This window comes from Nocardioides sp. NPDC057772, assembly GCF_042798075.1.
Taxonomy (GTDB): Bacteria; Actinomycetota; Actinomycetes; order Propionibacteriales; family Nocardioidaceae; genus Nocardioides.
On record NZ_JBHVKN010000160.1, the window covers coordinates 1 to 11,754 of the forward strand.

The 11,754-nt window shown below is 69.3% G+C and carries 8 protein-coding genes and 1 pseudogene; 7 read left to right on the forward strand and 2 right to left on the reverse strand.

Annotated elements, in window-relative coordinates; translation table 11 throughout:
* Positions 1-513: pseudogene (locus tag ACFVJS_RS21085) on the reverse strand (phenylalanine--tRNA ligase subunit beta); the annotation flags it as partial.
* Positions 510-1,616, reverse strand: a complete 1,107-nt coding sequence (pheS, locus tag ACFVJS_RS21090) for a phenylalanine--tRNA ligase subunit alpha (protein WP_378884453.1) — start codon at positions 1,614-1,616, stop codon at positions 510-512. The gene pheS and the pseudogene ACFVJS_RS21085, both read right to left, overlap by 4 nt.
* 187 nt (positions 1,617-1,803) lie before the next feature.
* Between pheS and ACFVJS_RS21095 the strand changes: the two genes are divergently transcribed.
* The 7 genes from ACFVJS_RS21095 to ACFVJS_RS21125 are packed head-to-tail and all read left to right on the forward strand — an operon-like array spanning position 1,804 to position 11,718.
* Complete coding sequence (locus ACFVJS_RS21095; protein ID WP_378884456.1) at positions 1,804-5,454, forward strand: nitrate reductase subunit alpha; 3,651 nt, start codon at positions 1,804-1,806, stop codon at positions 5,452-5,454.
* A gap of 22 nt (positions 5,455-5,476) precedes the next feature.
* On the forward strand, positions 5,477-7,186 hold the full coding sequence (gene narH / locus ACFVJS_RS21100) for a nitrate reductase subunit beta (RefSeq protein WP_378884459.1): 1,710 nt from the start codon (positions 5,477-5,479) through the stop codon (positions 7,184-7,186).
* Positions 7,183-7,854: a nitrate reductase molybdenum cofactor assembly chaperone gene (narJ, locus tag ACFVJS_RS21105; protein ID WP_378884461.1), complete on the forward strand. Its 672-nt coding sequence runs from the start codon at positions 7,183-7,185 to the stop codon at positions 7,852-7,854. Before narH ends, narJ begins: the two co-directional genes overlap by 4 nt.
* Positions 7,854-8,621: a respiratory nitrate reductase subunit gamma gene (gene narI, locus ACFVJS_RS21110; RefSeq protein ID WP_378884463.1), complete on the forward strand. Its 768-nt coding sequence runs from the start codon at positions 7,854-7,856 to the stop codon at positions 8,619-8,621. Before narJ ends, narI begins: the two co-directional genes overlap by 1 nt.
* Positions 8,618-9,832, forward strand: coding sequence for an MFS transporter (locus ACFVJS_RS21115; protein ID WP_378884466.1), 1,215 nt, complete (start codon positions 8,618-8,620; stop codon positions 9,830-9,832). The genes narI and ACFVJS_RS21115 overlap by 4 nt, the downstream gene beginning before the upstream one ends.
* A 43-nt stretch (positions 9,833-9,875) precedes the next feature.
* Positions 9,876-10,673, forward strand: coding sequence for an ABC transporter ATP-binding protein (locus ACFVJS_RS21120; RefSeq protein WP_378884468.1), 798 nt, complete (start codon positions 9,876-9,878; stop codon positions 10,671-10,673).
* A gap of 25 nt (positions 10,674-10,698) precedes the next feature.
* Positions 10,699-11,718 carry an iron-siderophore ABC transporter substrate-binding protein gene (locus tag ACFVJS_RS21125; RefSeq protein WP_378884471.1) on the forward strand — a complete coding sequence of 340 codons (1,020 nt, stop codon included), beginning with the start codon at positions 10,699-10,701 and terminating at the stop codon, positions 11,716-11,718.
* The last annotated feature ends 36 nt before the right edge of the window (positions 11,719-11,754 follow it).

The window sequence follows — 11,754 nt, forward strand, 5'->3', positions numbered from 1 at the left end:
CTCGAACTCGATGATCTCCTCGCCGAGCCCGAGCACCTCGCGCGCGTCGGTGCCGGGCGCGGGAGCGTCGGCGGGCAGCACGATGATGCCGTCGGCCTCCTCGCCCAGCCCGAGCTCGCGGGCCGAGCAGATCATGCCGGCGCTCATGTGGCCGTACGTCTTGCGTGCCGAGATCTGGAAGTTCCCGGGAAGCACGCCGCTGGGCAGGATCACCACGACCTTGTCACCGGGGACGAAGTTGTGCGCGCCGCAGACGATCCCCTGCGGCTCCCCGGTGCCGTTGGCGTCGCCGACGTCGACGGTGCACCAGTTGATGACCTTGCCGTTCTTCTGCGGCTCCTTCTCGGCGGTCAGCACCTGGCCGACCACGAGCGGACCCTCGATGCCGGCACCGGAGGTCTCGATGGCCTCGAGCTTGAGGCCGAGCGCGGTCAGCCGGTCGGTGATCTCCTCGACGCCGAGGTCCTCCGGCAGCGAGACGTACTCCTTGATCCAGGAGAGGGGCGCCTTCACAGTTCACTCCCGAAAGCAGTAGTAAGCCGGACGTCACCCTCGAACAGGGTGCGCAGGTCGGACAGGCCGGTGCGGAACATCAGCGTGCGGTCGATGCCCATGCCGAACGCGAAGCCGCTGTATTTCTCGGGGTCGACGCCGCAGGCGACCAGGACGCGCGGGTTCACGATCCCGCAGCCGCCCCACTCGATCCAGCCCTCGCCCTTGCAGGTGCGACAGGTGACGCCATCGATCACCTGCGCGCCGCGGCAGACGAAGCAGGTCAGGTCGACCTCGGCCGACGGCTCGGTGAACGGGAAGTACGACGGCCGGAACCGGGTCACGATGCCCTCGCCGAACATCTGGGTGGCGAAGTGGTCCAGGGTGCCCTTGAGGTTGGCCATCGAGATGCCCTCGTCGATGGCCAGCCCCTCGACCTGATGGAACATCGGCGAGTGGGTCGCGTCGTACTCGTCGGTGCGGAAGACGCGTCCCGGGCACACGACGTAGATCGGCGCCTCGCGGGTCAGCATCGTGCGCGCCTGGACGGGGCTGGTGTGGGTCCGGAGGACGACGTGGTTCTCGGCCGGCTCGGTCCAGAAGGTGTCCTGCATCGTGCGAGCCGGGTGGTCCGGGCCCAGGTTGAGGGCGTCGAAGTTGAGCCACTCGGCCTCGATGAGCGGACCCTCGGCGACCTCCCAGCCCATCGCGACGAAGATGTCGGCGATGTATTCGGCGCCGGTGGTGAGCGGGTGTCGCCCGCCAGCCGGGACCCGGTCGGTCGGGAGCGTCACGTCGACGGTCTCCTCGACCAGCATCCGCGCCTCGTGCTCGGCCTCGAGCACCTTCTGCCGAGCCGCGAGCGCCTGGTTGACCGCTCCGCGCGCCTTGCCGACGCGCTGGCCGGCCTCCTTGCGCGCCGCCGGAGGGAGCGCGCCGATCTCGCGGTTGGCCAGGGCCAGCGGCGAACGGTCGCCGGCGTGGTCGAGCCGCGTCTGCTTGAGCTCCTCGAGGCTGTTCGCGGCGTCGATGGCCTTCAGCGCAGCCTCGCGCGCAGCCTCGACCTCCTCAGCCTTCAGGGGTGTGACCTCTACCGGGTCGTAGTCGGTGTTGGGACCGGACATCACTGGCTTTCGTCGTCTGATGACTCAGTTGTCATGAATGAGCCACAGTCTAGGAACCTCGCACGTCCACGCGCGAACCGGACATCCTGCGGACCTCGCGCGCGGGCGTGCGTTCCGCCACGGTCGCCACGTTGTCAAGGTCCTGCGGTCCTTGTATCTCTTCCGATGCCGGAGTGATAGTAAAAACATGCCTCGAGTCGACGGCCCAGCAAGCGACCTCCTGCTCAAGACAGGTCGCTTCTTCACCAGATGGGAGGAGACCGATGACGGCCGCGCGGTCTTCCGCAAGGGCGGCCGGGCCGGTGACGTCTTCTACCGCGACCGGTGGAGCCACGACAAGGTCGTCAGATCCACCCACGGGGTGAACTGCACCGGGTCGTGCTCATGGAAGGTGTACGTCAAGGACGGCATCATCACCTGGGAGACCCAGCAGACCGACTACCCGTCCGTCGGCCCCGACCGGCCCGAGTACGAGCCCCGAGGCTGTCCTCGCGGCGCGGCGTTCTCCTGGTACACCTACTCCCCCACCCGGGTTCGCCACCCCTACGTACGCGGCGTGCTTCTCGACCTCTTCCGGGAGGCCAAGCAGCGCACCGGCGGGGACCCGGTGGAGGCCTGGGCAGACATCCAGGCCGACCCCGAGCGCCGCCGCCGCTACCAGCAGGCCCGCGGCAAAGGCGGCCTGGTGCGGGCGAGCTGGGACGAGGCGCTCGAGATCGCCGCCGCCGCGCAGGTCCACACCATCAAGACCCACGGCCCCGACCGCAACATCGGCTTCTCCCCCATCCCGGCGATGTCGATGGTCTCCCACTGCGTCGGCACCCGCTACACCCAGCTCATCGGCGGCGTGATGACCAGCTTCTACGACTGGTACGCCGACCTCCCGGTCGCCTCACCGCAGGTCTTCGGCGACCAGACCGACGTGCCCGAGTCCGGCGACTGGTGGGACTCGACCTACCTGATGATGTGGGGCTCGAACGTCCCCGTCACCCGCACTCCCGATGCCCACTGGATGGCCGAGGTCCGCTACCGCGGCACCAAGGTCGTCACCGTCAGCCCCGACTTCGCCGACAACACCAAGTTTGCCGACGAATGGCTACCCGCCCAGGCCGGCACGGACGCCGCCCTCGCGATGGCCATGGGCCACGTGATCCTGCGCGAGTTCTTCGTGGAGAGACAGACGCCGTTCTTCGAGGACTACGTTCGCACCTACACCGACCTGCCTCATCTGGTGCGTCTGGAGGAGAAGGACGGAGCGTACGTCCCCGGCAAGTTCCTCACCGCCGACGTCCTCGACCCGCTGACCGGAGAGACGCCGGCGGAGGACCGCTGGAAGACCGTGGTGCTCGACGAGGCCTCCGGCGCCCCGGTCGTCCCGAACGGTTCGATGGGCTTCCGCTACGCCGACTCCGGGACGGGCAGGTGGAACCTCGACCTGGACGGCGTACGTCCCCGCCTCAGCCTCCACGGAGACGGCGAGCCCGTCGAGGTGCTGCTGCCGGCGTTCACCAGCCCCGACGGCACCGGCGAGATACTGCGCCGTGGCGTACCCGCCACCCGAGTCGGCGACCAGCTGGTGACGACAGTCTTCGATCTCATGCTGGCTCAGTACGGGGTGGGCCGCGAGGGGCTGCCCGGCCTGTGGCCGGCGGGCTACGAGGACCCGAACGTGCCCTACACCCCGGCCTGGCAGGCGGAGATCACCTCGGTGCCCGCCGAGGCCTGCCTCCGGATCGCCCGGGAGTTCGCCACCAACGCCGAGGAGTCCGAGGGCCGCTCGATGATCATCCTGGGCGCCGGCGTGTGCCAGTGGTTCCACGGCGACACGATCTACCGTTCGATCCTGTCACTGCTGATCCTGACCGGCTGCATGGGCCGCAACGGCGGCGGCTGGGCGCACTACGTCGGACAGGAGAAGTGTCGCCCGATCACCGGCTGGATCTCCCTGGCCAACGGCCTCGACTGGTCCCGGCCGCCGCGCACGATGACCGGCACGTCGTTCTGGTACATGCACACCGGGCAGTGGCGCAACGACGGCTACAGCGCCGACTCGCTCACCTCGCCGCTGGCCGCGGGACACCTGCGCGGCCACACCGCCGACGTGATCGCCGAGTCTGCCGCCAAGGGCTGGATGCCCTTCTACCCGCAGTTCGACCGCAGCTCGCTCGACGTCGCCGACGAGGCGGCGAAGGCCGTCTCCGCGGGTTACGCCGACAGCCCCGCCGCCTACGTCGAGACCGCGCTGGCCGAGGGCACCCTCCAGCCGGCGATCGCCGACATCGACGCGCCGAGCGCCTGGCCGCGCACGCTGGTGCTGTGGCGCTCGAACCTGCTCGGCTCCTCGGCGAAGGGCAACGAGTACTTCCTGCGCACACTGCTCGGCACGCACCACAACGTCCTCGGCACCGAGAACCAGAACACCCCGCGCCCGAGCAGCGTCCGGTGGCGCGACCGCCAGCCCGAGGGGAAGCTCGACCTGCTGGTCTCCGCCGACTTCCGGATGACCTCGACGACGCTGCTCTCCGACGTCGTCCTCCCGGCGGCGACCTGGTACGAGAAGCACGACCTCTCCTCCACCGACATGCATCCGTTCGTGCACGCCTTCACCCCGGCGATCGACCCGCCCTGGGAGGCGCGGACCGACTTCGACCTCTTCCACGGACTCGCCGAGAAGCTCTCCGAGCTCGCTCGGAAGCATCTCGGCACCCGCCAGGACATCGTCAGCGTCCCGGTCCAGCACGACACCCCCGGCGAGACGCCGGCCGACCCCGGGCACACCAAGCCCGTCATCGCCGTGGTCGAGCGGGACTACACCGCGATCGCCGACAAGCTGGCCTCGGTCGGACCACTGGCCGACACCCTCGGCTTCACGGTCAAGAACATCACCTACCGGATGGAGGAGCAGACCGCGAAGCTGGCCCGGCAGACCGGCGTGATGCCGAGCGGACCGGCCGCCGGCCGCCCCGCGATCGACACCGACGAGAAGCTGGCCGAGGCGATCCTGCTCTTCTCGGGCACCACCAACGGCGAGCTCGCCGTCCAGGGCTTCAAGACCCTCGAGCAGCGCGTCGGCAAGAGGCTCGCCGACCTCGCCGAGGGCTCGGAGGAGAAGCGGATCACCTTCGCCCAGACGCAGTCGGCCCCGGTTCCGGTGATCACCTCTCCGGAGTGGTCCGGGTCGGAGACCGGCGGGCGCCGCTATGCCCCCTTCACGGTCAACATCGAGCGTCTCAAGCCGTTCCACACGCTCACCGGTCGGATGCACTTCTACCTCCACCACGACTGGCTCACCGACATCGGCGAGGCGATGCCGCTCTACCGGCCGCCGCTGGACATGCACCGGCTCTTCGGAGAGCCGCGGATCGGCCAGGACGGCGCCGCCCAAGTCACCGTCCGCTACCTGACGCCGCACTCCAAGTGGTCGATCCACTCCGAGTACCAGGACAACCTGTTCATGCTCTCCCTCTCCCGCGGCGGCCCCACCGTGTGGATGTCGCCGCAGGACGCCGAGGCGATCGACGTACGCGACAACGACTGGGTAGAGGCCACCAACGCCAACGGTGTCGTGGTCGCCCGGGCGGTCGTCTCCCACCGGATGCCCGAGGGCGTCGTCTACATGCACCACGCCCAGGACCGCACCATCGACGTACCGAAGTCGGAGACCACCGGCCGGCGCGGTGGCATCCACAACTCCGTCACCCGGCTGCTGATCAAGCCCAGCCATCTGATCGGCGGCTACGCGCAGCTCTCCTACACGTTCAACTACCTCGGCCCGACCGGCAACCAGCGAGACATGGTTGCCACCGTCCGCAAGCGATCGCAGAAGGTGACCTACTGATGCCCCGGAGCGGAGCGACCTCATGAGAGTCATGGCGCAGATGGCGATGGTGATGAACCTCGACAAGTGCATCGGCTGCCACACCTGCTCGGTGACGTGCAAGCAGGCCTGGACCAACCGGGCCGGCACCGAGTACGTCTGGTTCAACAACGTCGAGACCCGACCCGGCCAGGGCTACCCGAGACGCTACGAGGACCAGGAGCGATGGCGGGGTGGCTGGACCCTGGACCGGAAGGGGCGCATGCGCCTCAAGGCCGGCGGACGCGTCAAGAAGCTGCTCACCATCTTCTCCAGCCCCGTCCAGCCCGAGCTCGACGACTACTACGAGCCCTGGACCTACGACTACCAGACGCTCATCGACGCCCCGCTCGGCGACGACTTCCCGGTCGCCAGGCCGAAGAGCCTGATCACCGGTGAGGACGCCAAGATCACCTGGTCGGCCAACTGGGACGACAACCTCGGCGGCTCGATGGAGCACGGTCATCTCGATCCCGTCGTGCAGAAGATCCGCGAGGAGTCGAACGAGCGGATCCGGTTCGAGCTCGAGCAGACCTTCATGTTCTATCTGCCACGCATCTGCGAACACTGCCTCAACCCCTCGTGCATGGCCTCGTGCCCCTCGGGGGCGATCTACAAGCGCGCCGAGGACGGCATCGTGCTCGTCGACCAGGACCGCTGCCGCGGCTGGCGCCAGTGCATCACCGGGTGCCCCTACAAGAAGATCTACTTCAACCACCGCTCGGGCAAGGCCGAGAAGTGCACGCTGTGCTATCCGCGCGTCGAGGTCGGCCTGCCCACGGTGTGCGCGGAGACCTGCGTCGGTCGACTCCGCTACCTGGGCCTGATCCTCTACGACGCCGACGCGGTGACCGGCGCCGCCTCGGCCACCTCGGAGCAGGATCTCTACGCCGCCCAGCTCGACGTCATCCTCGACCCGTCGGACCCGCAGGTCCTCGCCGAGGCCAGGAAGCAGGGCATCCCGGAGGACTGGCTGGAGGCCGCCCGCCGCTCGCCGGTCCATGCCCTGATCAAGGACTACCGGGTCGCGCTGCCGCTGCATCCGGAGTACCGGACCATGCCGATGGTCTGGTACGTCCCGCCGCTCTCCCCCGTCGTGGACCTGCTCGAGGAGCAGGGCCACGACGCCGAGGCCGCGCCCAACCTCTTCGGCGCGATCGACTCGCTGCGGATCCCGGTCGAGTATCTGGCCGAACTGTTCACCGCCGGCGACACCGACGTCATCGATCTGGTCCTCAAGAAGCTGGCCGCCATGCGCGCCTACATGCGTGACATCACCCTGGGCCGCGACCCGGACGGCACCATCCCTGCGGCGGTCGGGATGAGCGAGGAGGAGACCTACGAGATGTACCGCCTGCTCGCCATCGCGAAGTACGAGGAGAGGTACGTCATCCCCACCGCCCACGCGGAGCAGGCTCACGACCTCGAGGAGATGGGTTGCTCCCTCGACTTCGACGACGGCCCCGGAATGTACGATTCCGGCCCCCTCGGCGAGGCCAGCGGCCGCCCCGCACCGGTGGCCGTGGAGACCTACCACGCACTCAGGCAGCGCCAGAGCACCGACGCGGCAGCCTCCGACGACACCCTGCGCGGGCGGGTCAACCTGCTCAACTGGGACGGCAACGGGACGCCGGAGGGGCTGTTCCCGGACAAGCACAACCCGGACAAGCACAGCCCGGAGAGGCCGGGCACCGAGCGAGAGGCACGCTCATGAAGCGGCGTACCCAGGACTGGCGGGTCGTCCACCAGGTCGCGGCCTGGTGCCTCGGCTACCCCGACGACGAGCTGATCACGAAGCTCCCGCTGCTACGCAGCGCACTCGATGAGCAGCCCCGCTCGGAGCCGGCCGAGCTGCTGCGCGGTTTCGTCGACACCCTGGCCCGCCAGGACCCGCACGCGCTCCAGCACGTCTATGTCGAGCTGTTCGACCTGCACCGCCGCCAGACGCTGCACCTGTCCTACTGGCGCGACGGCGACACCCGACGCCGCGGGGAGTCGCTCGCCGACTTCAAGGCCCGGCTCCGCGACGGCGCCACGAAGGGCGAGGGCTGGATCGTGGACACCCACGGCGAGCTGCCCGACCACCTGCCGATGGTGCTGGAGTACGCCGCTCTGGCCGACCCCGAGGGCGGCCGTCGCCTGCTCATCGAGAACCGCTCGGCCCTGGAGCTGATCCGGCTCTCCCTGGTCGAGCGTGGCTCGGCGTACGCCGACGTCCTGGCCGCGGTGTGCGGAACCCTCCCGGGACCCTCGGCCCGCGACAAGCAGGAGGCGCTCGCGATGGCACAGACCGGACCACCCGCGGAGTCCGTCGGCCTGGAGACGCTGCCGTTCCCGACCGCCCGGCCGGGCTCCGCGGCCTCGATGATAGGAGCCCGCTGATGACCGGCGCCTCCGGATGGGACGTGGTGCTGTGGGGCGTACTCCCCTATCTGGCCATCGCCGTCCTCGTCGTCGGCACCTGGTGGCGCTACCGCTATGACAGGTTCGGATGGACGACGCGCTCCTCCCAGCTCTACGAGTCACGGCTGCTCCGGATCGGCTCGCCGTTGTTCCACTTCGGCATCCTCGTCGTCATCGTCGGTCACGCCGCCGGCCTGCTGGTCCCCGCCTCCTGGACCGAGGCCATGGGGATCTCGGAGGACGTCTACCACGGCAACGCGCTCTTCTGGGGGCTGATCGCCGGCGTCTGCACGCTGGGCGGCCTGGCGCTGCTGATCTATCGGCGGCGTACGACCGGACCGGTGTTCATGGCCACCACCAAGAACGACAAGATCATGTACGTGGTCCTGGTGGCTGCGATCGTGCTGGGCCTGTGGACCACGGTCGTCGCGCTCGCCGACGGGCACCAGGCCCACGACTACCGCGAGACGGTCTCGCCGTGGTTCCGCTCGCTGTTCGTCCTGCAGCCCGATGTCGCCGCGATGGCCGCCGCGCCGATCCAGTTCCACGTCCATGTGCTGGTCGGCCTGCTGCTCTTCACGATCTGGCCCTTCACGCGGCTGGTGCACGCCTTCACCGCACCGGTGCACTACCTGTTCCGCCCCTACATCGTCTACCGCAGCCGGGACGCACGTCCGCGAGCCGGTGCCCGACCGGAGCGGCCCGGCTGGGTCGGCACCGGCACCTTCGACCGGGAGGCCCGATGAGTACGCAGACCGTGTCCGCCGAGACCCGGAGCGGACAGCTCCGGAATCTCCTGCTTGCCACCTGGGCGTTCACGATCAGCTTCTGGGCCTGGAACATGATCGCGCCGCTCGGGGTCCGCTACACCGGCGACCTGGGCCTCTCCGCCGGCGAGAAGTCGATCCTCGTCGCAACCCCGGTGCTGGTCGGGTCGGTGGGGCGGATCCTCGCCGGCGCGCTCACCGACCGCTACGGCGGCCGGGTGATGTTCCCCGTACTGATGCTCGCCTCGGCGCCCTTCGTGCTGCTGGTGGCGCTGGCCGGCAACATCGGCTCCTTCCCGCTGCTGCTGGTCTTCGGCTTCTTCCTCGGCATCGCGGGCACGACCTTCGCGGTCGGGATCCCGTTCGCCAACGCGTGGTATCAGAAGTCGCGACGGGGCTTCGCCACCGGTGTCTTCGGGATGGGCATGGGCGGCACCGCGCTGTCGGCGTTCTTCACCCCGCGGTTCGTGTCGTGGTTCGGCTATACGACGACGCACGTGATCGTCGCGGTCGCGCTGGTCGCCTCGGCGGCCCTGGTGTGGCTCACGCTCCGAGACAGCCCGGCCTGGCGGCCCAACCACGACCCGGTCGTCCCGAAGCTGGTCGCCGCGATCAAGCTCCCGGTGACCTGGCAGATGTCGTTCCTCTACGCCGTCGCCTTCGGCGGCTTCGTCGCCTTCTCCACCTATCTGCCGACGTTTCTCAAGGACGTCTACGACTTCGACCTCACCGCGGCGGGCACCCGCACCGCGGGGTTCGCCATCGCCGCGGTGCTGTGCCGACCGATCGGCGGGGTTCTGTCCGACAAGGTCGGGCCGCGTACGGTGGCGTCGGTCTCCTTCGGCGGCGCCGCCGTGCTCGCGGTGCTCATGTCCCTGACACCGCCGCTCGAGCTGCCCGCCGGCACGGTCTTCGTGCTGATGGCCGCGTTCCTGGGGCTGGGCACCGGTGCCGTCTTCACCTGGGTCGCCCACCTCGCCCCGCCGGCCCGAGTGGGCGCGGTCACCGGCTTGGTCGGCGCCGCGGGCGGGCTCGGCGGCTTCTTCCCGCCGCTGGTGATGGGGGCGACCTACGACGCCGCATCCCGCTCCTACACGACCGGGCTCCTGTTGTTGTGCGTCGTGGCGGCGATCGCCCTGACGTACACGCTGTTCGGAATCCGGAGGCGAACGGGAACGACCACTTCGTAGCCCCCGGGAGACAGCCTCGCCTTAGTTAGGCTAGCCTCACCTCATGCTTCCTGCGCTCTCCGGTCACGACCTGGTCCTCGGCTATGCCCGTGCCACCGTCGTCCATGGGGTCTCCATCGGTCTCGAGTCGGGGCGGGTCACCGCTCTCATCGGCCCGAACGGCTCAGGAAAGTCGACCGTGCTCCGCTCGCTCGCCCGGTTGCACCGAGTGACCTCCGGGTCGGTCTCGCTGGACGGCGACGACAGCGCTCCGCTGGCCGCACGCGAGTTCGCGCGCCGGGTGACGCTGCTGTCCCAGTCGCGTCCGCACCCCTCCGGCCTGACCGTCCGCGACATCGTCGGGTTCGGCCGTCACCCCCATCGCCGGCGCTTCGCCGCCCTCACCGAGGACGACCTGGCGAGCATCGACCGGGCGATGGAGCTGACCGGCACCGCACGGATGGCGGACCGGCCGGTCGACCAGCTCTCCGGTGGCGAGCTGCAGCGCGTGTGGCTGGCCAGCTGCCTGGCCCAGGACACCGGCGTGCTGCTGCTCGACGAGCCCACCAACCACCTCGACCTGCGCTACCAGGTCGAGATCTTGGACCTGGTCCGCGACCTTGCGGACCATCACGGGACGGCCATCGGTGTCGTCCTGCACGACCTGAACCAGACCGCCGCCGTGGCGGACCAGGTCGTACTGCTGCACCACGGCGTTGTGCACGCCACCGGCGAACCCGCTGACGTGCTCACCGCCGAACACCTCTCTGAGGTGTACGGGCTCCCGATCGAGGTGACCTCCGATCTGGAGACCGGGCGCGTCCGGGTCGAGCCACGCGGCAGGCATCACGTCCGGCGCTGACGCCGGCGGACACGAAGAGGAAGACATGATTCGACGTACGACGACGGCTGCCCTGGCGACGGCTTGCGCAGCCCTGCTGCTCACCGCCTGCGGCCAGACGACGACCGCCGCCGAGACGGACACGTCCGAGAAGAAGGCCTCCGCGGGCTGCGAGGGGGTCGAGACCTCGACCGGCCCGGTCAGCCTGACCGACTCCTTCGGTAACAAGGTCGAGCTCGACAAGCCCGCCGAGCGGGTCGCGGTCCTCGAGTGGCAGCAGACCGAGGACCTGCTCACCCTGTGCGTGGACCCGGTCGCGGTGGCCGATGGCAAGGGCTTCCGCACCTGGGACACCGCCGAGGAGCTCCCCGAGAGCGCGACCGAGGTCGGCAGCCGGGGCGAGCCGAACCTGGAGACGCTCTTCGGCACCAACCCCGACCTGATCGTCGTCGAGGCCTACACCGCCGAGGACGAGATCCTCAAGCAGCTCGCCAAGTACGACGTCCCGGTCCTCGCCACCAAGGGTGCCGACGCCAAGGACCCCGTGGCCAACATGATCACCACCTTCGAGATGATCGCCGAGGCCACCGGTCGCGAGGCGCAGGCGGAGAAGGTCGTCGGCGAGTTCGAGGACAAGCTCGCCGCCTCCAAGAAGGCCGTCGCGGACTCCGACGCCGCCGGCACCGAGTTCGTCTACTTCGACGGGTGGATCGACGGCGCCAACGTGGCGATCCGTCCGTTCGGCCAGGGCTCGCTGATCGGTGAGCTCGGCGAGGAGATCGGGCTGAAGAACGCCTGGAAGGGCGAGGTCGACCCTGCGTACGGCCTCGGGCAGACCGACATCGAGGGCATGACCACGCTCGGCGACGCCACCTTCTTCCACACCGGCACCATCGACCCCGCCGGCGACATCAACGCCGAGCTGGCCAAGAACGACGTCTGGAAGTCGATCCCCGCCGTCAGCGAGGGCCGCACCCACGCCTTCCCCGAGGGCATCTGGACCTTCGGCGGCCCCCGTTCGGCCGAGCAGGTCCTGGATGCGTACGTCAGCATGCTGACGAAGTGACCGATGCCGTCAAGGCTCCGCGAGAAGGCACGGGAG